This window comes from Arthrobacter sp. AFG20 (assembly GCF_002892795.1).
In the GTDB taxonomy this organism is placed as follows: domain Bacteria; phylum Actinomycetota; class Actinomycetes; order Actinomycetales; family Micrococcaceae; genus Arthrobacter.
The window spans coordinates 1-26260 of record NZ_PJMC01000032.1 but is presented as its reverse complement, the minus strand read 5'-3'; the positions used below and the strand labels follow the sequence as shown (position 1 = coordinate 26260).

The following is a 26260-nucleotide window of genomic DNA, read 5'->3' as shown; positions in this document are numbered from 1 at the left end:
AATGTGACGAAGTGGGGCCTGACCGCCCGCTGGAGGAAGCTGACGGGCAAGAGCCCGCGCGACTAGCTGGCACCAAGAACCGGTCCGATCCGGCCTTTTGGCTGTGGCGCCTGCCTGCCGGCTAGCAGCGGCTAGGCTGAACGCCGTTCGCCGCGGCGCTCACGCAGAATGGTGAGGCGGTCTTCGAGGATCTGCTCCAGCTCGGGAAGCGACCGGCGCTCCAGGAGCATGTCCCAGTGCGTACGGACTGCCTTTTCGTTGCTGGTGTCCGGGCGTTCGCCATCAACGAGCAGCGCTTCCTTGCCGGTCTTGGAAACCCAGACAGGGGGAATTTCGGCTTCGGAGGAAAAGGTTACGAAAACCTGTTCACCGTCCTCGCACCGGTACTCAACCCGCTGACGCGGAGCCGGCTCCACGCCGGATTCGGTCTCCATGCTTTGGGCGCCAAGACGCATGCCTCGCAGGCTGCGATCGCTCATGATTTCTCCCTCTAATCGGTTCGCGGAGCGAACTCCGCGCTAGCCGCAGGCCCTGTTGAGGGTGCCTCCGGACTACGGTGTGGTTCACGTAGCATCACTAGGTGAAACGCTTCGCCAAGCATTGTTGTTCCGCACGGACTGATCCGGCCGGACAAATATCCCATTATACGGATTCCGGCCGGACGCAGCAATCCGGCAGGACGTAGCAACCCGGACGGGCGAAGCAACGCGTATAGGTGCGCAAGCAGAAGGGAGGCAGGCCAATCGGCCTGCCTCCCTTCTGCTTGCCCCGGAACGCTACCCCTGGGTCCGGGCCGCCGCCTCGCCGGAATGGTCGGACTGCCCGCCGCCCTGGCCCCCGAACAGGTCACCGGACCGGGGATCAGGGTTGGTTCCGCCCAAAGCGCTGCCGATGCCTTTCAGTGCCTCGCCGACTTCACTGGGGATGATCCACAGCTTGTTGGAGGAGCCTTCCGCGAGCTTCGGGAGGGTCTGCAGGTACTGGTAGGCCAGCAGCTTCTGGTCCGGGTTGCCCTTGTGGATGGCGTCGAACACCTTCTGGATGGCCTGCGCCTCACCGTCTGCGCGCAGGATGGCGGCCTTTGCGTCACCCTCGGCCTTGAGGATGGCTGCCTGCCGCTGCCCTTCGGCGGTCAGGATGGCGGACTGCTTGGTTCCTTCGGCGGTCAGAATCGCGGCGCGGCGGTCACGTTCTGCCCTCATCTGCTTCTCCATCGAATCCTGGATGGAGTGCGGCGGGTCGATGGCCTTCAGTTCCACCCGGGAGACCCGGATGCCCCAGCGGCCGGTGGCTTCGTCAAGGACTCCGCGGAGCTGGCCGTTGATCTGGTCCCTGGACGTCAGTGCCTCTTCCAGGTTCAGGCCGCCCACCACGTTACGCAGGGTGGTGGTGGTCAGCTGCTCCACGGCCTGGATGTAGTTGGCGATCTCGTAGGTGGCAGCGCGCGGATCGGTGACCTGGAAGTAGACCACGGTGTCGATGGACACCACGAGGTTGTCCTCGGTAATCACGGGCTGCGGCGGAAAGGACACCACCTGCTCGCGCAGGTCCAGCAGCGGCAGGAGCCGGTCAACAAAGGGGATGAGGAGGGTCAGGCCGGGATTGAGCGTCCGCTGGTACTTTCCCAGCCGTTCCACGACGCCGGCCCGGGCCTGCGGCACGATCCGCACCGAGCGGACCAGCACGATGATGACGAAAATGATCAGAACCACCAGCACGAACGTGAGTGCGATTCCTCCTGGGCTATCCATACTTCTCCTTTGTCCCCAACTTTCAGTGAAGCTCTAACCTGGCGAAAACTCGCCGCAATCTGCTGCTCCGCCGCGGCGGGAGCAGAAACCCTGGGGGAGCCGCCTACTGGACGGCGGTCTCAGCCTGAGGTGACACGACCGCCGTCGCACCTTCAATGGCCGAGACGATCACGCGCTGGCCTTCGGTCAGGACGCCGGACTGCGACCGGGCGCTCCAGATGTCGCCGCCGATCTTCACGCGTCCACCGGTGACCGTAACTGCCTCCAAAACGAGCGCCGATTCGCCGATCAGGCGGTCGATGTTGGTGCGCTGTTCGGGCGCGCCCTTGTGCAAGTGCTTGAGTGTCACCGGGCGGACGAACGCGATCATCAGCAGCGAGACGACGCAGAACACCACGATCTGCAGCCAGAGGTCGGCGCCGGCGAAGTCGGCCACCAGACCGGCCAAGGTGCCTCCGCCCAGCATGATGAAAAACAGGTCAAGGGTCAGCATCTCCACGGCGGCGAACACCAGGAAGAGAGTGAGCCACAGCGCCCACCAGTTTTGGCCAAGCCATTCAAACATCGCGTTCCCCCTTGATCCCGAGGGCTGCGGGGCAGACCCTCAGTAACTTTCTTCCATCGTAGACCGAAGCAGGAGCGCCCGGCAGGAGAATGGCAGCCAGCACAGGAACGTGGCCAAGCCGTTATTGAGCGGGGACTTCCGAGGGCATGAAGATACTGATCCGGAACCGGGCAGAGACCCTGGTGGTTTGCGGAAGTCCGGCCAGCCGTTCGGTCAGTGTGGCGCGGTCCGTGTGGTGGCCGGCAGGGCCCATGAGCGCCAGGTTGGCCACGTCCCCGGGAGAAAGCGACAGGTCCACGTCGATGTCCTGCGTCGACAGCGGCGAGAAGCGGCCCGCGAGCGCGTCGGCCAAGCGTTCGTCCTTGCCGGGGTCGATGCCCAGCATGCCGGCCCGGCTGGCGATTTCCCCGAGGTGGCCGGCCCGCGGCGTCACGACGATGAGCCTGCCCGTGGGCTTGAGTACGCGGGCAAACTCCGCCGCGTTGCGGGGCGCGAACACCACGGTGACGACGTCGACGGCGGCGTCCGGGAGCGGCAGTGGCTGCCAGACGTCGCCCACCAGGTTGATCGCTTCCGGGTTGAGTTTGGCGGCGCGGCGCAGGGCGAACTTGGAGATGTCCAGCCCGACGGCGGCCACGCCGTCGGCGCTGTCCACCCCGTCGGCGCCGTCACCATGTTCCCTGTTCTTCAACTGACCGTCCAGATGATCAAGGACCGCCCGCAGGTAATGGCCCGTTCCTGTCCCCGAGTCGAGGACCGTCGGGGCGGGGCCGTTCAACGCCGGCTCGGCGGCCCGTGCCAGCGCTTCGGCCAGGGGACGGTAGTGGCCGGCGTCGAGGAAGGCTGTCCGGGCAGCGACCATCTCGGCGGTATCGGATTCGAAGGCGGTTCCCTTGCCCACCAGCAGGTTGAAGTACCCCTGCCGGGCGGCGTCGAAACTGTGCCGCTCCCGGCACGCCAGCGCCCGGACTCGGTCGGTGCCGCCCTCGCCGACGCCGTCGCCGACGGGCTGGAGATCCTGGCGGCAGACGGGGCAAAGCAGAACGGGCAGGCGCGAGAGCATGAGGTCAATCCTAGGGCAGGCGTTTTCCGCACTTGCCGTTCCCTGCCCTCGCCCGACCCGCTAGGCTCACGTGGATGAAGCCTGAACATCTGCCGCTGCTCAACTCCGTCTCCGCCCCCGCCGTGCACCCCGACGGCACAAGGGCCGTTGTGTCCGTCGTCCGGCCGGACTTTGACTCCGACTCCTACGTCGGCCAGCTGTGGAGTGTGCCCCGGGACCCGGAAAAGCTTCCCCGCCGCGTGACCCGGGGCTTCCGCGACACAGCGCCGGCTTTTTCGCCGGATGGCCGCGTACTGGCTTTCCTCCGCGCCGCCCCCGGCGGCCCTCCCCAGCTCCACGTGGTGGAGGCCGCTGGCGGGGAGCCGCAGGCCCTGACCGACAGAAAGATGGGCGTCAGCTCCTTCGCCTGGTCGCCGGATTCGAACCGCATCGTGTTCGGTTCAAGGGAACCGGAGGCGGGCCGTTACGGAACGCTCGACGGCGTCGGGTCCGGCGGCGAGGACGCCCGGTTCATCCAGGACTACAAGTACCGGATGAACGGTGAGGGCTACACCCGGGACAAGCCGCTGCAGCTTTTCCTGCTCGAAGTTCCGGAGCTGGGCAGGGAACCCTGGGTCAAGCCAGTGGGGCGCGCCGCCAAGCGCAGCGACAGTGCGGGCCGGAAGAGCGACGGCGAACGTGAACGTCCGGCCCAGTCCGGCGAGGAATCCGGCGGCTTCCCGGAGGCACGCCGGCTCACGACGTCGGCAACCGACCACACCGGCGCGACCTTCAGCAGCGACGGCAGCGCCATCTACTTCGTAGCGGCCCTCCACGAGGATGCCGACCAGGACCTGGTATCCGGGATCTACCGAGTAGCGGCCGACGGCGGCACACCGGCTTTGGTGCCGGTGCCCAACTTGGGTGCCCAGACCGTTTCGGACGTCCGGGAGTCGGCCGACGGGCGCTGGTTGTTTTTCGCTGGCCAGGACCTGGGCAGCACCCGCCAGGACTTCGTTGCCAAGAACACGGTCCTCTACGTCATGCCCACAGCGGGCGGCGACGCCACAGCCCTGAGCGACGCGGAGAACATGGACGTCGAAGCGCCCGGTGCCACCATCGGCCTCCGCGGCAAAGACAGTGCGCTGGTGCTCAACAATGCCCAGGGAACCGTGGAGCTGCTCGAATTCAGCGCCACGGGAGACCACTCCCTCCTCGTTCATGGTGACCGGGTGGTCGCCGGTGCCGGCGACGGTGCAGGCACGGTGTTCCTCAGCTACAGCGACGCCGCCACGGCGGGTGATGTGGGGGTCCTCGAAGACGGCCAGCTCCGCCTGCTCAGCGATTTCTCGGCCGCCCTGCGGACAGAAGCAGGCATCATCGAACCGCAGGAACTGACGTTCCCCGCCCCGGACGGCTACCCGGTCCACGGCTGGCTGGTTCTGCCGCCGGGCAAGGGTCCCCACCCCGTGCTGCTGAACATCCACGGCGGACCGTTCGCGCAGTACACCACCGCGTTCTTCGATGAAGCACAGGTCTACGCCGCGGCCGGATACGCGGTTTTGATGTGCAACCCGCGCGGCTCGGCCGGATACGGACAGGCCCACGGCCGGTCCATCAAGGAGCGGATGGGCACCGTGGACATGCAGGACGTGCTCGCCTTCCTGGACGGAAGCCTCGAGAAGTTCTCTTCCCTCGACGCCGGCGCCCTGGGAATCATGGGCGGTTCCTACGGCGGCTACCTCACGGCGTGGACCATCAGCCAGGACCACCGGTTCCAGGCAGCCATCGTGGAACGGGGCTTCCTTGATCCCGTGAGCTTCACGGGCTCGTCAGACATCGGCTGGTTCTTTGGCGGTGAATACGTTGGCTCGGCTGCCGAGCAGGTGGCCGCACAAAGCCCCATGGCAACGGTTGCCGCGGTCCGGACCCCCACGCTGGTAATCCACAGCGAAGATGACCTGCGCTGCCCGGTGGAGCAGGGCCAGCGCTACTTCACCGCCCTTAAGCAGCAGGGCGTCGACTCCGCGTTTCTCGTCTTCCCGGGCGAGGACCACGAGTTGTCGCGCTCGGGAACGCCGCATCACCGGCGGCAGCGGTTCGAACACATCCTGGCCTGGTGGGCAAAGTACCTGCCGACGGACAGCAACCGCATCGGCACCCCGGAAAACGCGTCCGCCTAAACCGCCTCTGCCTGATCCGCATTGGCCTCCCGGCCGGCCGGGAAGCCAAGCTCCCGGCTGGCGGAACCAATGCCCGGTTCGGCCCAGCGCGCGGCGTACTCGCTGTTGGTGCTGAGCGACCGGAGCTCGGCCCGATCGATATAAAGCCTGCCGTGCAGGTGGTCGGTTTCGTGCTGCACGATCCGCGCCTGCCAGCCGCTGAAGTCCTTGGTGACCTGCCCGCCGTCGGGCGTTACGTACTCCAGCCGCACGCTTTCGGGACGTTCCACCACTGCCTGCAGTCCGGAGAGCGACAGGCAGCCTTCGAAGAAGGCGGCGGTCCCGTTGCCCAGGCGCGAATAAGACGGATTCAGCATGGCGAAGAACTCCAGCGGCGCCCTGCCGCGGGCCGCAGCCGTGGCCTCGTCGATCTCGAACTGGTCCTCGAGGACGGCCAGCTGCAGCGGGACACCCAGCTGCGGCGCCGCCAGGCCGACGCCGGGCGCGGCGTGCATGACCTTCCGCATCAGGACGATCAGCTGGGTGAGTTCGTCAGGTTCCAGCTGGCCCTCGAAGGGAGCGGCGTGCTGCCTCAGGACCGGGTGCCCGGCCTGCACGATGGGTGGCAAGCCTTCTGCGGCCAGCAGTTCCTGCACTGTTTCCCTGATGCGGGCGGGGCTATAGGAGGTGGGCGGCGAAGCGTGGGTCATGGGGACAGCCTAATGCTGTCTTGTGCTGTGCCGTGCAGTCTCGTGCCGTGCGTGCCGTGGCGCGCTACTGCATGGTGAAGCGCCGGGCCACGAGGGCATTGAAGGCCGGAACAGCAGCGGCACGGGCAATCACCGCATTCCGGGGCCGCAGCAGACCGACCGGAAGCGGCCGGCCAAGCGCCATGTTCACCTCGGCCTGGCGTTTGGCCGCGGCTGCCGCCCGGCGTCGTGAGGCATCGAAGCGCCCGAGGGCTTCAGGGGAAGGCCCCGTGCGCAGGACGGCGAGGATCGCCGGCAGCAGCGCTTCCGCGTCCAGCCAGCCAAGGTTCATTCCCTGCCCGCCGATGGGGCTGATCTCGTGCGCCGCATCACCGACGAGTGCCGTCCGGCCGGACACCAGGCGCGCGGCCAGCCGTGAACGGACACTGAAGCTGCTGAGCATGGTGTTCGCAGCGGGGTCCAGCGCAACACGGGTCCTGCGGGCAACGAGCGCCGCCAACTGCTCCGCGTCTGGGCTGGGCGGCGGGCTGCCCAGCCGGACCACCCAGCGGCGGACGCCGCCGGGGAGCGGGAAGGACTCCACGATGCCGTCGCTTTCCAGGAACAGCGCAGCATCGCAGCCATAGGGGCTGGATTCGGGATAGTCACCCATCAGGTAGTGGTCCGGATACTGTTTCTCCGGCGCCGCGACCCCCAGAAGCGACCGCATTGTCGAGTAGGCGCCGTCGGCGCCCACCGCGAACGCGGCGGAGTAACTGGCGGCAGCCCCGGCAGTGGTGCCGCTGAGCGTGACCCGGGCGCCGTCGTCGTGCATTCCAGTCACCCGGGCGTCCCGGAGCAGGGCGCCGCCGTCCAGCTCCCGGAGCCGCCGCTCCAGAACCTCCTCCGTCACGGGCTGCGGTACGGCCAGGACGAACGGGTACCGGTGGGAGACCGGAGCGAATGTCATGTGCGCAATCCTCTGGCCGCTGCTCACGGCGAAGCCCTGGCGGATCGGAACGCCCCGGCCGATCAGCTCCTGGGCAACGCCGATGCGCTCCAGCGCGGCGAGCGCCGGCGGATGGATCCCGATGGCCCTCGTGTGGGCATTCCGTCCGGTCCGCCTTTCCAGGACCCGCACCGCGACGCCGTGCTGCAGCAGCAGGGAACCCAGGAAGAGCCCCACCGGGCCGCCGCCCACGATCAGCACATCGCTCATGCCGGGCGCCGCCGGTAGGTGAGCAGGCAGTGGAAGGGGGAGTGCGGTTCCACCGTCCAGCCGGCGGGGACCACGGCGGCCAGCTCCGGGACAGTGTAGCTGCGCCTGATCGAGGTCAGCCCGTCCCTGCGGATGTAGGAGCCGGTGAGCGGCAGGGCGCCGGCACTGAACAGCGCATAGGCAGCCGCGCTTCGGCTGAGATCGTTGTGCAGGGCCAGGCGGCGGGCCAGCCCGGCGGAATCGTCCAGGAAGGACTGCAGCTGCGGCGCGGTCAGGTGGTGCAGCACGTGGTTGGAGATGACGACGTCGTAGGACTTGCCCTCGGCGAGCAGATCGCCGCTGCCCGCCTGCCGGAACTCGATGCAGGGGTTGGGCTTGCGGCCGGCGGCAAAACGGAAGGCCCTTTCATCCGGGTCAATCCCCGTCACGTGAAGCTGGATCCCGTCCCTCGACGCCCAGCGGGCGAGCATCACGGCCAGGTCGCCGCCGCCGCAGCCAACGTCCAGCAGCGTTGCGGTGCCCACGCCGGCCACCTGCGGGCGCACCCTGGTGCGGTACAGCCGGTGCCAGCCGGAGACCACGCGGTTGACCAGCGCGAACTGTGCGTAGGTGCGCTGCAGCCGGTCCGGATCGCAGTCCGGAAGGTCCATGTCCTCGACGGCGTCCGTGTCCCGCAGGCCGAGAATGCCTGGGCCGCTTCCCGGGATCCGCACGGCCGTCAGGCCAGCGACGGCTCGGCCTCGCCGGCCATGGCGTCAAGCTCACCGGCCGGCTGCTGCACCTTGGTGAACAGCCCGGTTTCCACCGTCAGCCCGGGGCCGAACGCCATGGAGCAGACGCGTTCGTCGCCTTCCTGCGACGGAAGATCCAGGATGTGTTTGAGGACGAAGAGCACCGTGGCGCTGCTCATGTTGCCGTAGTTCCGAAGTGTCTCGCGGGCCGGACGCAGCTGCTCGTCGGTGAGGTCCAGCCGGGACTGGACTTTGTCCAGGATGCTGCGGCCGCCGGGGTGGATGGCCCAGTGGGTGATGTCGCGGTAGGCGAGTTCCCGCAGGGAGCGGTCGCGTGCCAGCAGCGGCTCGAGCGCGCCCACGATGTGCTCGTCGATGATGTGCGGCACGTAGTTGCCGAGCACCATCTCGAAGCCTTCATCGCCGATGTTCCAGGCCATGGAGTCCTCACCCACGGGAGTCAGGACCGTCTCGAAGTGGTCCAGCTGGAGCAGCGGCGGGGACTCCAGGTCCACGCGGGCTGTCACGACGGCAGCCGCCGCGCCGTCCGCAAACAGCGCAGATCCCATGATCGTGTCGGGATCGTTGGAGGTCCGGACGTGCAGGGAACACAGCTCGGCGCACACGACCAGCACAACCGCCGTCGGGTCCGCCTCGCAGAAGGATTTGGCCGCACGGAGCGCCGGAAACGCCGCGTAGCAGCCCATGAAGCCCAGGTGGTAGCGCTGCACCGCGGGGTTCAGGCCCAGGGCGCGGACGATCTTGTAGTCCGGTCCGGGGTTGAAAAATCCGGTGCAGGAGACCGTGATGAGGTGAGTGATGTCCAGCGGACCAATGCCGTCGCATTTGGATACGGCCGCGTCCGCCGCGTCGATGAAAAGCTTCGTTGCTTCCTCGGCGAAGAGGTTGTTGCGTGCCTTGGTGCTGGGGCTGCGCAGCAGGCCGGTCGCGGGATCGAAAAACTGGGGATTTTCGGCCGTGGAGTCCAGGGTCAGTTCGCGGACCGCCGTGTACCGCGTGTCGATGGCGGCGGAATCAAAGCACGTGGACACAAGCCGTGAGCCAAGGCGTGTCAGGCCGGGCTGGGCTGCGAACACGTCACGGGCCTCGTGCTGGATGAGCAGAGTCGGCGGAACTGCAGTTTCGAGGGCTCTCACATAGACCGTCATTCGTTCATTCTTAACGAGACTCCAGGTTAAGACAATGGATTGGACTGGCCTCTGGCCGGGGCACTGGACAACTCCCGCCGGACGTAGCACCATCTCGACTGTGACCAGCAAACCCGCCGCAGTCCAGCGCCTGGACGATCTGGCGTTGCTGCGCCGCGTCCGTGACCGCATCGACAGGGAATACGCCCAGCCGCTGGACGTCGAGGCGCTGGCCCGTGGCGTGAACATGTCGGCCGGGCATCTCAGCCGGCAGTTCCGGGAGGCCTACGGCGAGCCCCCGTACAGCTACCTGATGACGCGGCGCATCGAGCGGGCCATGGCGCTGCTGCGGCGCGGCGACCTCAGCGTCACGGAGGTGTGCTTCGCCGTCGGCTGTTCCTCGCTGGGGACGTTCAGCAGCCGCTTCACCGAACTGGTCGGCATGCCGCCCAGTGCGTACCGGACGCAGGCCGCGGGGGAGGCGGCAGGCATGCCCTCATGTGTGGTGAAACAGGTGAGCAGACCGGTCAGGAATCGAGAAGCGGTCCCGTCCGGCCGCACCTAGACTGGCGGCATGAACCTCACCATTCACTGGACATTCCTTCCGCATAACGACGCCGACGCCTCCCTGGCGTTCTATCGCGACACCCTCGGGTTCGAGCTCCGCAACGATGTGGGATACGGCGGAATGCGCTGGCTCACCATCGGTCCTCCGGACCAGCCCGGCACGTCCATCGTCCTGGAACCGCCGGCCGCGGACCCGGGAATCACCGAGGACGAACGGCGCACCATCACCGAAATGATGGCCAAGGGCACCTACGCCCGTCTGGTGCTCGGCACGCCGGACCTGGACGGCACCTTCGAGAAGGTGCAGGCCAGCGGCGCCGAGGTGGTCCAGGAGCCCACCCAACAGCCGTATGGTGTCCGCGACTGCGCCTTCCGCGATCCGGCCGGGAACCTGATCCGCATCAACGAGGTTAGCTAAACCCCGCTACTATCCGTTTAACAGATGGAGACACGATGACGATAACGACGAGGACGGGCACGCAGTCATCCGGACTGCACACCGCCGATGGCCATGACCTGATCCGTGTGCAGGGCGCGCGGGTGAACAACCTCAAGGATGTCAGCGTCGAGATCCCCAAGCGCCGCCTGACCGTGTTCACCGGGGTCTCCGGCTCGGGCAAGAGCTCCCTGGTGTTCGGTACCATCGCCGCGGAGTCGCAGCGGATGATCAATGAGACGTACAGCGCCTTCGTGCAGGGGTTCATGCCCACCCTGTCGCGGCCTGAGGTCGATTTGCTGGAGGGTCTGACGACGGCCATCATCGTCGACCAGGAGCGGATGGGGGCCAACCCGCGCTCCACCGTAGGCACCGCGACCGACGCCAACGCGATGCTGCGGATCCTCTTCAGCAGGCTGGGCCAGCCCCACATCGGCTCGCCCAACGCCTACTCCTTCAACATCCCGACGGTGAAGGCCAGCGGCGCAATCACCGTCGAGCGCGGCAACAAGACCAAGGCGGAGAAGGCGACGTTCAACCGGCTCGGCGGCATGTGCCCGCGCTGCGAAGGCATGGGCAACGTCAGCGACTTCGACCTTACGGCGCTGTATGACGACAGCAAGTCGCTCAGCGGGGGTGCCCTGACCATTCCGGGCTACAGCATGGACGGCTGGTACGGCCGCATCTTCAGCGGGGCCGGTTTCAACATGGACAAGCCGATCAACAAGTTCACTAAGAAGGAGCTCCACGACCTGCTCTACAAGGAGCCGACGAAGATCAAGGTCGAGGGCATCAACCTGACCTACGAGGGCATCATCCCCAAGATCCAGAAGTCGATGCTGTCCAAGGACGTGGACGCGCTGCAGCCGCACGTCCGCGCCTTCGTGGAGCGGGCCATCACCTTCACGATTTGTCCCGATTGCGGCGGCACCCGGCTCAGCCAGGAAGCGCTGTCGTCGAAGATCAAGGGCAAGAACATCGCCGAGGTCTGCACTATGCAGATCACTGATCTGGCCGACTGGGTCCGGGGCCTGGACGAGCCGTCCGTGGCCCCGCTGCTTGCAGGGCTGCAGCACCTTTTGGACTCGTTCGCGGAAATCGGTCTGGGCTACCTCTCGCTGGACCGGCCGTCGGGCACACTGTCCGGGGGAGAGTCGCAGCGAACCAAGATGATCCGCCACCTGGGCTCGTCCCTCACGGACGTCACGTACGTCTTCGACGAGCCCACGATCGGCCTGCACCCGCACGACATCGAGCGCATGAACTCCCTGCTGCTGCAGCTCCGTGACAAGGGCAACACGGTGCTTGTCGTTGAGCACAAGCCGGAGAGCATCGCCATCGCCGACCACGTCATCGACCTCGGCCCGGGCGCCGGCACCGGGGGCGGGACTGTCTGCTTTGAAGGCACCGTCGACGGGCTCCGGGGGAGTGACACCATCACGGGCCGCCACCTCGATGACCGGGCGCAGCTCAAGGATGCGGTGCGCTCCGCCTCCGGCGCGCTGGAGATCCGCGGCGCGTCGACGAACAACCTGAAGAATGTCGACGTCGACATCCCGCTTGGCGTGCTTTGCGTCCTTACCGGCGTTGCCGGATCCGGAAAGAGCTCTCTCATCCACGGGTCGGTCGCCAAGCGCGAGGGTGTGGTGGTCATCGACCAGACCGGCATCCGGGGTTCGCGGCGCAGCAACCCTGCCACCTACACCGGGCTGCTCGAGCCGATCCGCAAGGCGTTTGCCAAGGCCAACGGCGTGAAGCCCGCTTTGTTCAGCTCCAACTCCGAGGGTGCCTGCCCCACATGCAATGGCGCCGGCGTCATCTACACGGATCTGGGTGTCATGGCCACGGTCGAGACCACCTGCGAGGAGTGCGACGGCAAGCGGTTCCAGGCGGCGGTTCTGGAGTTTAGGCTCGGGGGCCGGAACATCGCCGAGGTGCTGGCCATGTCGGTGGCGGAGGCCGAGGAGTTCTTCGAAGATGGCGATGCGCGTACACCGGCCGCCCACAAGATCCTCGAACGGCTGGCCGACGTCGGACTCGGTTACCTCACGCTCGGCCAGCCGCTCACGACGCTGTCCGGCGGCGAGCGGCAGCGGCTTAAGCTGGCCTCCCAGATGGCAGACAAGGGCGACGTCTACATCCTCGACGAACCCACCACGGGCCTGCACCTGGCCGACGTCGAAAACCTGCTGGGCCTGCTCGACCGGCTCGTCGACTCGGGGAAGTCGGTGATCGTCATCGAGCATCACCAGGCGGTCATGGCGCACGCCGACTGGATCATCGACCTCGGACCAGGGGCCGGGCATGACGGCGGCAAGATCGTTTTCGAAGGATCGCCCGCTGACCTTGTTGCCGGCCGTGCAACGCTGACCGGCGAGCATCTATCCGCCTACGTTGGCGCCAGCTGACAGACCAGCCTGAGTAATCAGGAGCGGCGGGCCCGGAAATTGGAGGAGTCCGACGTTATGTCAAGCTAACCGGGCAGACGCGCCTTCCTGGAGTGGACTCCAGAGAACTGCTGGTGAAAGGAAAAGCAGCCGAGGCGCCGAGCTGGATTGGCGGCACGTTCCTCGCCAAGGGTTATCCACGAGCTTCGGCACGACAAGAACACAAACGATCAGGACTGCGTTGGCGCCCAGAAGTGGCGCGGTATGGCCAATCCATGGGAACTTTTGCGCCCACTTCCGGACCCATACTCACAACGCCGATAATCAGCATTATGTAAAGTAGGCCATCGATTATTGCAGCTGCCGCAAGATCCACCCTCCCCTCTGCGATGCAATCCGCATGCAACCGCTTAGATCTCACAGATCAGTGCCAAAGCGATGCTCGCGCACACGGTCGAGCCACTCGGTGATCAGCGCCTTGGTGAGGCCAGGCTGCTCGTGCGGCAGCGCATGACCGGCGCGGTCGAGCACCGCGAATGTAGCCCGCGGGTAGTGCTCCAGCAGATCCCAGTGACCGGCGTACCCCACCACGGAGTCCTGGCGACCGGTGACGATAAGAACGGGGCGGGAGTACCGTGGGCCCCCTTCGGGACTGCTGCTGAACTGCCAGTTTTGGCCGATCCGTTCGAGACCGGCTTCGTCGACCAGGCCAAGGGCGGGGACGACGTACTCCTTGTATCGCTCGAGCGTGGACTGCGCCTGCACGACAAAGTAGTCGCGGAAAACGCTCTCCTCAGGCGGACCGAGCGTCTTGCTCGGATCGGCCGAGGCGTGCAAGACCTGGTGTGCAGGAAGATTCCGGACGTTCTCCCCCAACGGACAGATCAGCGCGATCCCTGCCACCTGATCCGGGCGCCTGCCGGCGATGGCGCGGGCATAATACGCTCCGGCGGAATGACCTATGAGCCGGAACTGCCCATCGCCAATCACACCATCTATGAACGCGAGGAGGAGGTCGAGAACGTCGTCGGCACTGTCGAGGCTGCCAGCCGGCGTGTGCCCCATGCCCGGCAGGTCAGGGTAAAGGCGCCGACAATCAGTCAGCCCGCTGAATATCGGCTCCATGGCACCGACCATTTCGCGGTGATCCACGCCGGCACCGTGTAAGACCAGGATCGGAGCCCCGTCGCCGTGCTCGACATAATGCACCGGTATTTCGCGTGCTTTGTACTCCACAGCGTCAGCCTAATTTAGGCCCCTGGTGAGTGATAGTCCATGCCGTTTTCGAACGGGGTGGCCTGGCTCGGCTTCTCCCCCGGGCTGGCCATCCATACGCTGCGCCCACATGACCCATCTGATTGTGTCCAGGGCAGTCGGGGGAACTGCCGCGCCGTTACCCCTGGCTGATGTCGATGCCCGTGATCGGTGCGCCCGCGCGCTCGTATGCCAGCAATGTCGCGCCTTTCGGGAACGCCTGCGGCGGCTGCACGAGCCGGAACGCCGCCGGTACGCCGGTGCCGTCGGCAAACAGCCGTTTACCCGATCCGAAGGTGAGCGGGTACAGGAAGAGATTCAGCCGGTCGACGAGGTCGGCCTCGTGCAGCGACCGTGCGAGGTCGCCGCTGCCGATGACGTGGATGTCGTTGAACCGGCCCTTCAGCGCGGCCACCTCCGTGACATCCGACAGCGCCGTGGTGCCCTCCCAGGCCGGGTCGGTCAGGGAGCGCGACACGACGAACTTCGGCAGGGCGTTGAACGTCACCGCGATCGGGTCGTTGTCGCCCCGGGTGGGCCAGAACGCAGCGAAAATGTCGTAGGTTTTGCGTCCGAGCAGCAGTGCGTCCATGCGGTTGATGCCGGCGACGATGGCCTCGCCGGTCTCGTCGTCGGAATAGGCCGCCTGCCAGCCGCCGAACTCGAAGCCGCCTTCGCGGTCCTCGTCGGGGCCGCCCGGCGCCTGGTACACGCCGTCGAGGGTGATAAACAGGTCGACGGAGAGGATTCCCACAGTGTGCTCCTTCGCGTGAACAGCGACCGGACGCCGCCTCTGCCCTGCGTCGATCGGGATGCCGCCCGCATCGGCATCGCTGGGTGCCACACTAGCCACGAACGCACGGCAGGTCGAGAGATGGACGCGGGCGGGGACGCCGTGCCGCGGGGGCAGGCGCACCCTAGCACCCACGTCACGGCTGCGATCACTTCCTGCACCATTAGGGCAGGATGTGATTCATGGCCATTGATGTTCAAGCGGTGCGCCGACAGACCCGCGGCGTCCAGAACGTGACCCATCTGAACAATGCGGGAAGCTCGCTCGTGTCCCGCCCGGTGGCGGAGACCGTGATGGGCCATCTGCGCCGTGAGGAGGATATTGGCGGCTACGAAGCTGCCGAGGAGGCTGCTGACCGGCTGGATAACGTGTATTCGTCGGTGGCGCGGCTGATCGGGGCCCAGCCAAACGAGATCGCTTTGGCCGAGAGCGGCAGCCGGGCGTGGGGTGCGGCGGTCTACAGCTTTCCCTTTGGCGCCGGGACACGGGTTCTGATTGGCCGTACGGAGTATTCCGGCAACGTCGTCGCCCTGCGGCAGCTCGCGCGTCGACATGACCTGGAGATTGTGGTTCTCCGTGACGACCCTTACGGGCAGGTCGATGTGGGGCACCTTCAGAGGGAGCTTGAGCGCGGAAACGTTGCGATGGTCGCTTTAACCCACGTGCCCATGGCAAACGGACTGGTTAACCCGGCAGCGGATGTGGGGAGGGTCTGCCGGGCTGCCGGTGTGATGTTTGTACTCGACGCATGCCAGTCTGTGGGCCAGATGCCGGTGGACGTGGAGTCGCTGGGCTGCGATGTGCTGGCAGGAACCGGTCGGAAGTTTCTGCGCGGTCCGCGCGGCACTGCGTTCCTGTATGTGCGTGCCTCGGTTCTGGAGCAGCTTGAGCCGGTCATGCTGGACGGGCATTCAGCGGTTCCTTCAGGCGCCAACGGATTCGAAATCCGCGGCGATGCGCGGCGTTTTGAAAGCTGGGAGACCGGTGTCGCCGGAAGGCTGGGGCTGGGCCGCGCCGTCGATTATGCCCTGTCCCTCGGGCTGGACGCCGTGCAGGAGCGTGTGGCCTGGCTCGCGGACCTCCTGCGAAACGCGTTATCTGCGGTGCCCGCGGTAACTGTCCACGACGGCGGCCTGACCCGCTGCGGCATCGTGACTTTTTCGGTACGGGGAAGCGATGCGGGGACCGTCAGGGCCAAACTGGCGCATCACCGAATCAATGTCTCGGTGGCTCCCCTGCCCTTGGATGAGGTCATCTCTGTCCCCGCCGGGAACCCAGATGCGGCGGTCATGGTGGTGCGGGCCTCGGTGCACTACTACAACACCGAGGCGGAGATTCAGCGGCTCGTGCGCCTACTCGGGTGAGCGTCGTGTGCGCTCGCTGACCGGTTGCCGCAGCCGCCCGTTAAGAGGCCTCCGCGAGCGTCATCGCATAAAGGTTCTGGCTGTCGGTCCATTGCCCCGCAATGGAGAAACCGGCTGATTCCAGCTCCCTGGCTATGCCCTCGATCCGGAATTTCGCGGAAATCTCCGTGCGAAGTTCCTCGCCTTCGTGGAACTGGACATCCATCCCCACTCCCGGCAGGCGAACGAGCATCGGTTTCCTGGCGCGCAGCCGCATTTCGATCCATTCTTCCTCTGGCATCCACATTGCGACATGGTCAAAGGCCATGACGTCGAAATCGGCGCCCAGCTGCGAGTTGAGGACACGGAGCACGTTCCGGTTGAAATCCGCGGTGACCCCCTCGGCGTCGGCATAGGCCGGAACAAGAATGTGAGGTGATTTCACCAGATCCGTCCCAAGAAGCAGCGAACCGCCGTCGCCGCCGAGCAGCTCGCGGATGCCCGAGAGAAAGCGCGCCCTGGCCTGCGGCTCAAAATTGCCAATGGTGCCGCCCAGGAAAGCCACCATCCGGCGCCCCGATCGAGGGAGAAGGTGCAGCTGGGTTTCGAAGTCCGCTGCCACGGCCTCCAGCTGAAGGTCCGGGAAGGCTGGAGCCAATTCATTGCGTGCATCCAGCAGTGCGCTATCGCTGACGTCCACGGCGACGTAACGGCGGAGAGATCCCGCCTCCCTCAAGGCATCCAGCAGCAGCGGGGTCTTCCTGGACGACCCTGATCCGAGTTCAATCAATGTTTCTGCCGGGCTCGCGGCCGCCATCTCTGCGGCGAAGAGCTCCAGCACTTCACGTTCGGCGCGCGTCGGGTAGTACTCGGGCAGGTTCGTGATGCGCTCGAACAATGCGCTGCCGAGTTTGTCATAGAACCACTTGGGCGGCAGCGTTTTGGGTGACGAGCTGAGACCCGCGAGCACATCTGCGCGCAGGCTGCGCTCCAGATGGTCCGGGGGAAGGTGATGAATGATGTCGGTGCGGTCGGCCGAGAGGCTCATGGGGCTGCGTGCTCCTTCGTGAGTGCCGGAATGGGACGTACTTCGACATTGCCTGCGGTGGCAGTCAGGAGCGAACGGTCAGGCACCTGCTGCCAGTCGGGGCCGTCGTCGCATGGTTCGCTGGCGACGACGACGCCCCCGGCGCCGCCTCGCCAAAAGAGGCTGTCGCCGGCAGCTGTGGCCGCGATGGCCGTGCCGTCTGTGAGCAGAAAGTTGAATCTGCCTCCAGCCACGGCTGAGACAGCGTTCACCACTTGCATCAGCGCCTCCCCGGCGGCATCGCCGGCGTCAAGCCGCTCCAGAACGAGGGCCCAGAGCAGCGCAGAATCGACCTGCGCTTCAAGGGCCAGCAGTCTCGATGGCGGGAGTGAAGCGGCCAGTCCTTCCACCGCACGCGGCCAGCCTTCCACGCGGCCGTTGTGGCTAAAGAGCCACGGTCCATGCGCATACGGGGCGGCCGCTGATTCCTCCGGCGGCATTCCCGGCGTCGCTGATCTGACGGCTGCCAATACGGCCCGGCTGGAGGTAACCCGCGCAACGTCGGCGAAGGACCTATCGGTCCAGATCGGGATGGAACGGCGGTAGCGGGCGGGCACAGGATCGTCCGGGGCGTACCAGCCAACGCCGAATCCGTCGGCGTTGATTGTTCCGTACCGTTGGCGGCGGGGCGCCCACGACTGCTCCAAAAGCCCGTGGTCGGGGGCGAGCAGCAGCTCGGCCAGCGGCATCGGCTTCCCGATGTAGGCGATATGACGGCACATGGGCTAGCGGCCCTCCATGGGTGTCGCGTCGCGAGCTGTGCGGAATCCGGTAAAGATCTGCCGGCGGACCGGATAGTCCCAGTTTCGGAAAGTACCCCTGCAGGCGGCGGGATCGGCCGCCCAGGACCCTCCCCGGAGCACCTTGTAGTCGGACCCGAAGAACACCTCGCTGTATTCCGGATACGGGAAGGCGGCGAATCCGGGATACGGGCGGAAGTCGCTGGAGACCCATTCCCAGACGTCGCCGATGAGCTGCCGAACTCCTAACGGCGAGGCGCCCGCGGGAAAGGAGCCGGCCGGAGCCGGGCGGAGGGTGGACCCGCCAAGATTGGCGTACTGGGGCGCAGGATCCTCGTCCCCCCAGGGATAGCGCCGGGAACGCCCGGACCGGGGATCAAAGCGCGCCGCCTTTTCCCATTCGGCTTCCGTCGGGAGCCGGCGCCCTGCCCAGCGGGCGTACGCGTCAGCCTCGAACCAGCACACATGCTGCACCGGCTCATCGTCCGGAACAGGCTCGACGACGCCGAATCTGGTCCTGCTCCAGCCGTCGCCGTTGCGTTCCCAGTACTTGGGAGCCACCAGCCCCGCTTCCGCGCAGTGGTCCCAGCCCTCCGCGGTCCACCAGCGGGGATTCCGGTACCCGCCGTCGTCGATGAAGTGCCGGTACGCCCCGTTGGTCACCGGAATGGTGTCGATCCAGTAAGCGGGCACGTCCACCGTATGGGACGGGCGTTCGTTGTCCAGTGCCCACGGTTCCACCGACGTCCCCATGGTGAACGGCCCTGCAGGGACCAGGACCTCTTTCGGCAGGGCATGCAGGTCCATGGGCCCGACGCCGGACACGAAAGGATGGGCGTGGAGGACCGGAGTTCCCTGCCGGAGCTGGTGCGTGGCGAGCATTGTTTCGTCGTGCTGCTGCTCGTGCTGGATGATCATGCCGAAGGCGAAGCCCCGGTTCACCAGCGGCGAACCTTCCAGGGGAGTCCGCTCCAGGATGTCGAGCGCCTTGTCGCGGACCTGGGCAATGTATTTCCGTGACTCCTGCGGCGATAGCAGCGGCAGCGTCGTGCGGCGGCTTCGCGGATGCTGGAACGCGTCGTACATCTGGTCGAGATCGCACCGCAGCGGTTCCATCTTTCCGACGTCACGTACCAGCCAGAGCTCCTCCTGGCTGCCTACATGCGCCAGGTCCCAGACCAGGGGTGACATGAGCGGTGAGTGCTGCTTGAGAAGATCTTCGTCGTCGCAGTCGGTCAGCGTATGGGTTCGGTTCCGGGCCCTTTCCAGCCCATCGGCGATGAAGGTCCTGAGAGTTTCGGAATCGGCAGGGGCTCCGGGAAGGTCACTCTGCATGGTCGTCCTCCTCGTCAAGCCCTGGTCGAGCAAACCAGCTGCCGGTTCTTCGCCACACATCCAGGCGCTCCTGCGCTGGGCACCGGCCACGCGCCGTATTGCGTTCCATGAACCGTTCGGCCCGACTGCGGGTTGTGGCGTCCGCTCCCAACCGGGGCAGCGCCATCAGGGCGGCCTCGGCGCAACCGATGGCAGCGGCGGCGAGCACAGGATTCGTCAGCCCGTCGCGGGCGGCGGTTCTCACCGGATCGGTCAGCGCAGCAAGGGGTTCGCAGGCGTCCGCGGCGAGATCCGCAGCAAGTTCGTCGTCCATGAGCGCTGTGACGATCGCCGTGACCGGCTCCCAGTCATGCCCCGCCTGTGCGTCGATCACCCTGAGCTCCATGAAACCGCGTGGCCGCACGGGCGGGAAAAGCGTTGTCAGGTGGTAATTCAGGTCAGTCAGCGTTGCGGGCCTGGGTCCCCTCCCCTGCAGCCAGTCCCGCATCGTCAGCCCCCGCGGCGAATCCCAGCATGCCTCCTCTGACGGGATGCACAGGACGAGGGCATCAAGGGCGTAGCGCGCCCAAGCCTGGCGCGGATCCTCTGAACGAGGGACCGCGGCGGTCCTCGTCGGGTCAATGTCCAGCCAGGTACGTTGCCGGTTGCTGTACCATCCGCTCGGGACGCCGTGAAGGACCGGCGAATTGGCGAACATCGCCACGAGAACCGGCAGGAGACTATGGAGGCGGTGCCAGCGTTGCACGGCACCGGTGGATCCCGGACTGTCGAATCCGGCTTCCAGTGAAATTTGGAGGGAAGCCGTGGAGCACATCATGGTTCGTCCGGCTGGGCCGAAACCGTCGAAGTGTCGTTCCATCGACGCATACCGCGGATGCTCCAATGACCGCACAGCAGGCCGGCCAGGGTCCAGGGCCATAGGTCCGAAGCAAAGACCAGCCCTTGAGAGCCGGGTGGCAACGGCTGCCAGGTCTGCCCGGGTCGCCGCAACCAGAGCGGGAAGACCGGGGGCACAGGCGGAGCTCACCTCCAGCTGGCCTCCTGGTTCAAAGGTGATGACCCCACCGCCGGGCAGCGGCCCCGGCGATGCCGCCATGGCCTTACTCAACCGTCCCACCGGAACCGGGATCTGTGGATTTTCAACGTCGTGGACCACTCGCTCGACCTCCACGCCGGCAGCACCCGGCGGTCCGGTCTTGAAACAAACCGAGGCCACATACACCTCGGCCTCGGACTCGGAAAGCGGGCGGATGTCACGCCCTGCCTGCAAAGCGGAGTTCACGCGGCGCTCCTTCGACGGCGGTAGTCTTCTGGCGGCAAGCTAAACAGCCCCCTTTTGGCCTTGTCAACGGTCCAGCCATCGGAATCCGCCAACGCCAGCGCAGCTAGAACACGTCTTCGGGGTCGCCGGTGGCCGTCGCGTACTCCGGTCGCCCGCGGGGCCTATAAGTCTGGATCGTGATGCCCCGGGACGTGGTCCGCGAGCTGACCAGCTCGAGCGCGATGTCGGGACCGGAATCCGGGAACAGCCGTGTCCCCTGGCCGACGACGACGGGATAGGTGACCAGGTCGAGCTGGTCGACCAGATCATTGGCCAGCAGCCACCTGACGAGGGCACCGCTGCCCGGCACCAGCAACTCGCCGTCGTGATCCGCCTTCAGTTCAGCGATGGCCGTGGCAACGTCGCCTCGCAGGACAGTCGTGCCCGCCCACTGCGGGTCTGCCAGGCTGGCCGACACCACGTACTTGGGCCGGCTGTTCAGCGCGGCGGCAATCGGGTTCGTGGCCGGGTTGGGCATCACTCCCCAGTAGCCGGCGAAGATCTCGTACGTCCGGCGGCCAAAGAGGAACGCGTCCGCGCCACCGTACACCTGGTTGAGATAGTCCCCTGCTTCGGCATCGAGGAGCGGGATAGCCCATCCGCCGCGGTCGAAGCCGCCGCTGCGGTCCTCGTCGGGTCCGCCCAACCCCTGCATGACGCCGTCAACCGAGACGTTGGTCGTGGTGGTCAACCTCATGGCGTGTCACCTCCTCGGACAGCGGGCGCGGACCCCTGCCGGATCTGCGCTACTTGCTACAGACAAGCACATCTGCGGTAGCCACGCGAGGGCAAAATCCGGCCCGTCGCCCTGTGCCCGGTGGCTAGGATGTGCATGTGAAGCAGCAAACCCGTGGCTGGCAGGCCTCCTCCAGAACATCCGAGCCGTCCCCCGGTGTCTTTTTCGTCGAGGGACCCGCATCAAACTGGATCGTGGTCCGCGACGAGACCGGATTCATGATCATCGACAGCGGCTACCCCGCTGACCGTCCCCTGGTCCTGGAGTCCATCCGCCATCTGGGCCTGCGGCCCTCTGACGCCCGGGCCATGCTCATCACGCACGGCCACGTCGACCATACTGGTTCAGCGGCCTACTTCGCCGAAACCTACGGGACGCCCCTCCTGTGTGCGCCTGAAGAGCTGGCTCACGTCCAAGGGAGGGAAAAGCACCAGGTCACGTTCGGCCAGGTCATCGTCCGCGCCTGGCGGCCCCGCGTGTTCCGCTGGATGGTCCATGTCATCAAGTCGGGAGCCCTCAAGGCAGAGCCCGCAACGGGTGCCCAGGCCTGGACCGCCGACACCTTGAAGAACCTTCCCGGCAAGCCGGAAGCCGTTCTGCTTCCGGGGCATACACCGGGCAATGTCGCGGTCCTGCTTCCAGAAGCCCGTGCGATAGCGGTCGGTGATTCCTTCGTCAGCGGCCATCCGCTAAGCCGGACAGCCGGACCGCAGATGCTGCACCCCATGTTCCACACCGACCCTGCACAAGCGCTCGCGGCCACCCGTCGCCTGGACGAAATCGACGCCTCGGTGGTGCTGCCGGGGCACGGCTCCGCTCTCCGGATGTCTCTGGCCGACGCACTGGCGGCGTTGCGAAGCTAGCCCGCCCCGGCCACACCAGTGCAACTCCGGCTCCCCGCTAGGAATCACTGTCCGCCTCGTATAAAATGAATGTCATTCATATATTTGGGTTCTGGCCGTGAGGCGACAGGGCCATCGCGTTTAGAAAAGGAGCCACCGACAGTGACGCCGGGGACAAGTGCAGCAAGCACACATGATGCGCGCGATCTCATAGGGACAGAGGTCAGGGTGGAACGGGGTGGAACGGTCGTCCGTGTGGGCTACGTGGAAACCGCCACGCCTTCCGGGGAGCTGTTCTGGATTAGGGCCAACGGGTGTGAGCCCCGTGAACTGTTCGGTTCCGCGCTGGGTCACACGATTGTCCCTGCGTCCGAACCGGACCAGGCGGCCGGCTGAAGTCCCGCTGCTTCTCACCTACGGGGTTGCGCCCTGGGAGCCGGAGCCAGCAGGAGCGGAACGGTGGTTCACTTCGGCAGTCAGCCGGTCGATCCGGTCAACCGCGGCGTCAAGGTTTTCGACTGTCGCCCACAGGGCGGGCTGCTCGTCCCGAATCTGTTCAAGCGTGCGCCCTGCGGAGGTGAGCGCAGCGAGGTCGAAACTCACGTTCGTCCGTGCCCCCGTCACCGCTGCCCTGAGGGCCCCGAACGCGACGACGACGTCGGCAACAAGGGCCGGGTTCCCGTTGGAGGCCAGCCATTCCAGGTCCCCAATGGCATCGATGGCGCGCTCGCCGAGCACGGCAGAGGCCTTGGCTGCGTCCACTGATGCCCGGTGTATCGCATCCTCCCGTTCCGGCCCCGGATCCAGCCGGAAGGCGGCGCCGAAAGCCTGGGACGCTGACGCGTCCTTATCGGCCAGCCGAAGGGCGGCCTCCCGCAGCGAACGCACCCGCGCATGGACATCCGCCAGTTCCGTCAGCTGGTGCCCGTCAGCCTCCGTGTAACCGGCAACCATGGATGCCAATGATGCGGCGATGGCAAGCATCACGCCCGCCCCGGCGCCGCCGCCCGGAGAACCAACGGACTGTGCCAACGCCTCAGTCCAATCCTCAACCGTCGAACGCTGAGTCGTAACCGCCTTCGAATCATCACTCATGGCACCAGTGTGCCCTAAGCGGCTCTCCCACCGCAGGATCAGGAGAACAAGCCCGCCGGGAACTCGAAATGCACGTGCATTGGACCGGAACCCGAAAATCCCCGGATCCATTTGGGTTCTTTTCCATATTTTCGCGAATTCCGGCTCGATACCATGAGGTGACCGGACAGAGCCGTCCGGGCGGATCGACGCAGAAGGAAGCCCATGACCGCGGTTACGGTGGACGATATCCTTTCGGATTTCCCGCTGGGTTTCGCCACCCTCATCCTGCGGCCCGCCCCTGACCGTTCGGGTATCGAACGGTTCCTGATCGTTGACGCCGATGATGAAACGTCCGACGCCGGCGCAGCCTTTGTCCTGCTGATCGGCGTCCGCGGCCGCTCGGCTTTGCCCGCGCTGCGCCGGCTGCTGAAGAACCCGCCACCGGTTGTCGCGGTCAAGGGGACCCGTGAGGAGCTGACCGATGCCGAAGAACTGCTGGCCGCAGCGGGCAGCGGGCTGCTGCTGGTGGACCCGGCTGCCGATTGGGACCGGCTGTTGTCGATCGCCAAGGACCGGATCCAGCCGCGCAGTTATCAGAGTGAAGTGCTGACTCTGCTGGAAGAGGACCTGTTTGCCATCGCCCAGACCACCGCACGGCTGACCTCCAGCCACGTGGTTATCGAGGACGCCGCCAACAAGGTCCTGGCCTACTCCACCGTCTCAAACGACATCGACGAACTGCGCAAGGCATCCATCCTGACCCGGCGCGGCCCCCGAAAATACGAACTGCTGCTCAAGGACCTCGGGGCCTACCGCGAACTGCACAGAACCCGGCTGCCTGTGCGTGTGCCGGCCCGGCCGCAGGACGGACTGCGGGAACGCGTGGCCATCACGCTTTTCGCCGGTGACCGGATCATGGGCTACATCTGGCTTCAGGAGACCGGGGACGGATTCGCCGCGGACGTTGACTACGTGCTGACAGGATCCGCGGCCCGGGCCTCCGCCGAGCTGATCAGGCACCGCAACCAGCAGTCGGTGCACATGCGCGAAGACCGTATTGCGCGGATCCTGTCCGGCCCCGCGGAGGCTGCCGCCAGTGCCCACAGCGCGAAAATTCCGGCGGAACGGCCGGCCGCACTCATCCTGATCGGAATGTCCGCAGCGGACACGCAGGCTGATGATGCCGCACTGAAGCACGGCGAACTCGCCAGTCTGGCGTCCATCCACGCCGCCGCTTACAAGGCATGCGCCGTCGTCGGGCAATTCGCAGGCGATACGGCGGTGATCGTCCCGGGGCTCCAGTCCACCGCGGCGGAACCCGGGCTGCGGAGCCTGGCCGAATCCATCATCCGGGACGCCGCCAAGCACCTGGGCATCAGCCCCTTTGCCGCAGTCGGCCCAGTGGCGCCGGATCTGCTGACCCTCCACTCGGTTACCCCGATCACCGAGGCCCTGCTGGACTGCGTCGGCACCTCCCCTGACACCACCGTCGGCACTGTGGCTGACTTCGAGGGAGAAATCCTCTTCCGTGACGCCGTCCGGAATTTTCTGTCCTCGACGTTCCGTCACCGCAGCCTCTCCACTCTTTTGCGGGACGACGGCGACCTCGCGAAAACCTTGCTTGTGTACTTCGAAGCCTCACTCGACGTCGCCGAGTGTGCCAAACGTATGGCACTGCACAAGAACACCGTCTACTACAGGATCAGCAAGGCCGCCCGGGTCACCGGCCTGGACTTCGGCAACCCCCGCGATGCTCTTGTGGCACTGCTGCATGTTCAGGAATGGGCTGCCGTCCATAAAGACCTTCGAGGCAGGAAATGACCGCGACACTCGATGCACCGCCCTTGGGCCCGATGCTCGATGACATCGTCCACAGCCACAGGCCGCAAAGGGAAGCCGGCTCTGTTCCGGCCAACATCCCGTCCCTGGCGGCGGTTCCGTTCAACAGATTCGGAATAGCTGTGGCCACCGCAGCCGGGGAGGTCTTCACCTCCGGGGACGCGGATGTCCCCTTCTCCATCCAGAGCATCTCCAAGGTGTTCACCCTGGCGATGGCCCTGCGTCGCGACAGTGCCGGCGCCCTGTGGTCGCGGGTGCTGCGAGAACCGTCCGGCACCGCCTTCAACTCCCTGGTCCAGCTGGAAGCGGAACACGGCATCCCGCGGAACCCGTTCATCAACGCCGGCGCCCTGGTGGTCACCGACCGTCTGATGGAAGAGACCCCCGACGCCGCCAGCGCGGTCCTGCGCTTCCTCACCGGACAAACGGGCGAACCAGGGCCGTTCATCGACGAGGCAGCCGCGGTCAGCGAGCTTTCCAGCAGCAGCCGCAACCTGGCCCTGGCCCACTTCCTCAAAGACTTCGGCAACCTCAGGCAGTCTGCCGAGGCTGTGGTAGAAAACTACGTCCGCCAGTGCTCCATCATGATGACCTGCGTGGAACTGGCCAAGGCCGGGCTCTTCCTCGCCCGGGAAGGCCGCGGAACCTCGGGAACCGTGGTGTCCCGGAGCGAGGCGAAACGCATTGGATCCATCATGCTGACCTGCGGCATGTACGACGCGGCAGGCGAATTCGCCTACCGGGTAGGACTGCCAGGAAAAAGCGGCGTGGGCGGCGGCATCCTGGTCATCGTCCCCGGCCACTGCGCCATCTCCGTCTGGAGTCCCCGCCTGGACGCAAAAGGCAACTCCCTGGCGGGCAGCGCCGCGCTCGCTGATCTCTCAGACCGCACCGGTTGGTCTGTTTTCTGACCGGCAGGCCAGCCGTCCGCGCCGGCCTTGAACCGTAAGCCATCCCCCACCCAGCTCCCCCACCCAGTCAATCCATCCCGGATCGAAAGGAACACCATGCCCCACGACAACCCCAATGGCGAGGTTGCTTTGCACCAGGCAGCCCCGCCTCAGGCGCATGCCTCGGAAGCAGCCCTCCATGCCGAGGACAAGGGCTACCACAAGAGCCTGAAGCCGCGGCAGATCCAGATGATCGCCATCGGCGGCGCGATCGGCACCGGCCTGTTCCTCGGCGCCGGCGGCCGG

At 66.2% G+C, this 26260-nt stretch carries 24 protein-coding genes and 1 pseudogene; 9 read left to right on the top strand and 16 right to left on the bottom strand.

Annotated elements, in window-relative coordinates; all coding sequences use genetic code 11:
- Positions 1 to 131 precede the first annotated feature (131 nt).
- The 4 genes from CXZ05_RS22225 to CXZ05_RS22210 all read right to left on the bottom strand — a co-directional run bounded on the left by CXZ05_RS22225 (position 132) and on the right by CXZ05_RS22210 (position 3379).
- The gene (locus CXZ05_RS22225) at positions 132 to 479 is read right to left on the bottom strand and encodes an RNA polymerase-binding protein RbpA (RefSeq protein WP_003802221.1); all 348 of its coding nucleotides are present in this window, start codon (positions 477 to 479) and stop codon (positions 132 to 134) included.
- 297 nt (positions 480 to 776) lie between these two features.
- Entirely contained in the window at positions 777 to 1751 is a 975-nt protein-coding gene (locus CXZ05_RS22220; RefSeq protein ID WP_102974622.1) for an SPFH domain-containing protein, read from the bottom strand.
- Positions 1752 to 1854: 103 nt separating this feature from the next.
- Positions 1855 to 2316: an NfeD family protein gene (locus CXZ05_RS22215; RefSeq protein WP_102974621.1), complete on the bottom strand. Its 462-nt coding sequence runs from the start codon at positions 2314 to 2316 to the stop codon at positions 1855 to 1857.
- 121 nt (positions 2317 to 2437) lie between these two features.
- Positions 2438 to 3379, bottom strand: coding sequence for a putative RNA methyltransferase (locus CXZ05_RS22210; RefSeq protein WP_102974620.1), 942 nt, complete (start codon positions 3377 to 3379; stop codon positions 2438 to 2440).
- A 74-nt stretch (positions 3380 to 3453) separates the two neighbouring features.
- Between CXZ05_RS22210 and CXZ05_RS22205 the strand changes: the two genes are divergently transcribed.
- Complete coding sequence (locus CXZ05_RS22205) at positions 3454 to 5541, top strand: S9 family peptidase (protein ID WP_102974619.1); 2088 nt, start codon at positions 3454 to 3456, stop codon at positions 5539 to 5541.
- On the opposite strand, the gene CXZ05_RS22200 is transcribed toward CXZ05_RS22205, so the two are convergent.
- From CXZ05_RS22200 to CXZ05_RS22185, 4 genes are all read right to left on the bottom strand, one after another.
- Positions 5538 to 6230 (bottom strand): peptide deformylase, encoded by a 693-nt coding sequence (locus tag CXZ05_RS22200; protein WP_102974618.1) that lies wholly within the window; start codon positions 6228 to 6230, stop codon positions 5538 to 5540. The two genes, CXZ05_RS22205 and CXZ05_RS22200, sit on opposite strands and share 4 nt — an antisense overlap.
- Before the next feature lie 64 nt (positions 6231 to 6294).
- Complete coding sequence (locus CXZ05_RS22195) at positions 6295 to 7428, bottom strand: NAD(P)/FAD-dependent oxidoreductase (RefSeq protein ID WP_102974617.1); 1134 nt, start codon at positions 7426 to 7428, stop codon at positions 6295 to 6297.
- Complete coding sequence (locus CXZ05_RS22190; RefSeq protein WP_308411016.1) at positions 7425 to 8141, bottom strand: class I SAM-dependent methyltransferase; 717 nt, start codon at positions 8139 to 8141, stop codon at positions 7425 to 7427. Before CXZ05_RS22190 ends, CXZ05_RS22195 begins: the two co-directional genes overlap by 4 nt.
- A gap of 5 nt (positions 8142 to 8146) precedes the next feature.
- The gene (locus CXZ05_RS22185) at positions 8147 to 9328 is read right to left on the bottom strand and encodes a type III polyketide synthase (protein WP_102974616.1); all 1182 of its coding nucleotides are present in this window, start codon (positions 9326 to 9328) and stop codon (positions 8147 to 8149) included.
- Positions 9329 to 9428: 100 nt separating this feature from the next.
- Here CXZ05_RS22185 and CXZ05_RS22180 point away from each other — a divergent pair, with 100 nt between their 5' ends.
- The 3 genes from CXZ05_RS22180 to CXZ05_RS22170 are packed head-to-tail and all read left to right on the top strand — an operon-like array spanning position 9429 to position 12718.
- The gene (locus CXZ05_RS22180) at positions 9429 to 9872 is read left to right on the top strand and encodes a helix-turn-helix transcriptional regulator (protein WP_102974615.1); all 444 of its coding nucleotides are present in this window, start codon (positions 9429 to 9431) and stop codon (positions 9870 to 9872) included.
- A 9-nt stretch (positions 9873 to 9881) separates the two neighbouring features.
- Positions 9882 to 10292 (top strand): VOC family protein, encoded by a 411-nt coding sequence (locus CXZ05_RS22175; protein WP_102974614.1) that lies wholly within the window; start codon positions 9882 to 9884, stop codon positions 10290 to 10292.
- 35 nt (positions 10293 to 10327) lie between these two features.
- Positions 10328 to 12718, top strand: a complete 2391-nt coding sequence (locus CXZ05_RS22170; protein ID WP_102974613.1) for an excinuclease ABC subunit UvrA — start codon at positions 10328 to 10330, stop codon at positions 12716 to 12718.
- A gap of 396 nt (positions 12719 to 13114) precedes the next feature.
- On the opposite strand, the gene CXZ05_RS22165 is transcribed toward CXZ05_RS22170, so the two are convergent.
- On the bottom strand, positions 13115 to 13933 hold the full coding sequence (locus CXZ05_RS22165; protein ID WP_102974612.1) for an alpha/beta fold hydrolase: 819 nt from the start codon (positions 13931 to 13933) through the stop codon (positions 13115 to 13117).
- A 157-nt stretch (positions 13934 to 14090) separates the two neighbouring features.
- The gene (locus CXZ05_RS22160) at positions 14091 to 14705 is read right to left on the bottom strand and encodes a dihydrofolate reductase family protein (protein ID WP_102974611.1); all 615 of its coding nucleotides are present in this window, start codon (positions 14703 to 14705) and stop codon (positions 14091 to 14093) included.
- A gap of 221 nt (positions 14706 to 14926) precedes the next feature.
- Between CXZ05_RS22160 and CXZ05_RS22155 the strand changes: the two genes are divergently transcribed.
- The gene (locus CXZ05_RS22155) at positions 14927 to 16108 is read left to right on the top strand and encodes an aminotransferase class V-fold PLP-dependent enzyme (protein ID WP_102974610.1); all 1182 of its coding nucleotides are present in this window, start codon (positions 14927 to 14929) and stop codon (positions 16106 to 16108) included.
- Positions 16109 to 16148: 40 nt separating this feature from the next.
- On the opposite strand, the gene egtD is transcribed toward CXZ05_RS22155, so the two are convergent.
- The 5 genes from egtD to CXZ05_RS22130 all read right to left on the bottom strand — a co-directional run bounded on the left by egtD (position 16149) and on the right by CXZ05_RS22130 (position 21267).
- Positions 16149 to 17135, bottom strand: coding sequence for an L-histidine N(alpha)-methyltransferase (gene egtD, locus CXZ05_RS22150; protein WP_102974609.1), 987 nt, complete (start codon positions 17133 to 17135; stop codon positions 16149 to 16151).
- Positions 17132 to 17896, bottom strand: a complete 765-nt coding sequence (gene egtC, locus CXZ05_RS22145) for an ergothioneine biosynthesis protein EgtC (protein ID WP_102974608.1) — start codon at positions 17894 to 17896, stop codon at positions 17132 to 17134. Before egtC ends, egtD begins: the two co-directional genes overlap by 4 nt.
- A gap of 3 nt (positions 17897 to 17899) precedes the next feature.
- Positions 17900 to 19249 carry an ergothioneine biosynthesis protein EgtB gene (gene egtB / locus CXZ05_RS22140; RefSeq protein ID WP_102974607.1) on the bottom strand — a complete coding sequence of 450 codons (1350 nt, stop codon included), beginning with the start codon at positions 19247 to 19249 and terminating at the stop codon, positions 17900 to 17902.
- Positions 19239 to 20531, bottom strand: coding sequence for an ergothioneine biosynthesis glutamate--cysteine ligase EgtA (gene egtA, locus CXZ05_RS22135; protein ID WP_102974606.1), 1293 nt, complete (start codon positions 20529 to 20531; stop codon positions 19239 to 19241). Before egtA ends, egtB begins: the two co-directional genes overlap by 11 nt.
- 103 nt (positions 20532 to 20634) lie before the next feature.
- On the bottom strand, positions 20635 to 21267 hold the full coding sequence (locus tag CXZ05_RS22130; RefSeq protein ID WP_102974605.1) for a dihydrofolate reductase family protein: 633 nt from the start codon (positions 21265 to 21267) through the stop codon (positions 20635 to 20637).
- Positions 21268 to 21404: 137 nt separating this feature from the next.
- On the opposite strand from CXZ05_RS22130, the gene CXZ05_RS22125 reads away from it, so the two are divergent.
- Positions 21405 to 22169, top strand: a complete 765-nt coding sequence (locus CXZ05_RS22125) for an MBL fold metallo-hydrolase (RefSeq protein WP_102974604.1) — start codon at positions 21405 to 21407, stop codon at positions 22167 to 22169.
- A gap of 393 nt (positions 22170 to 22562) precedes the next feature.
- On the opposite strand, the gene CXZ05_RS22120 is transcribed toward CXZ05_RS22125, so the two are convergent.
- Positions 22563 to 23243, bottom strand: coding sequence for a cyclodeaminase/cyclohydrolase family protein (locus CXZ05_RS22120; RefSeq protein ID WP_102974623.1), 681 nt, complete (start codon positions 23241 to 23243; stop codon positions 22563 to 22565).
- A gap of 204 nt (positions 23244 to 23447) precedes the next feature.
- Here CXZ05_RS22120 and CXZ05_RS22115 point away from each other — a divergent pair, with 204 nt between their 5' ends.
- The 3 genes and pseudogenes from CXZ05_RS22115 to CXZ05_RS22105 form a co-directional block, all read left to right on the top strand.
- Positions 23448 to 25046, top strand: a complete 1599-nt coding sequence (locus CXZ05_RS22115) for a CdaR family transcriptional regulator (protein ID WP_102974603.1) — start codon at positions 23448 to 23450, stop codon at positions 25044 to 25046.
- Positions 25043 to 25975 carry a glutaminase gene (locus CXZ05_RS22110; RefSeq protein WP_102974602.1) on the top strand — a complete coding sequence of 311 codons (933 nt, stop codon included), beginning with the start codon at positions 25043 to 25045 and terminating at the stop codon, positions 25973 to 25975. Before CXZ05_RS22115 ends, CXZ05_RS22110 begins: the two co-directional genes overlap by 4 nt.
- A gap of 96 nt (positions 25976 to 26071) precedes the next feature.
- Positions 26072 to 26260: pseudogene (locus CXZ05_RS22105) on the top strand (L-asparagine permease); the annotation flags it as partial.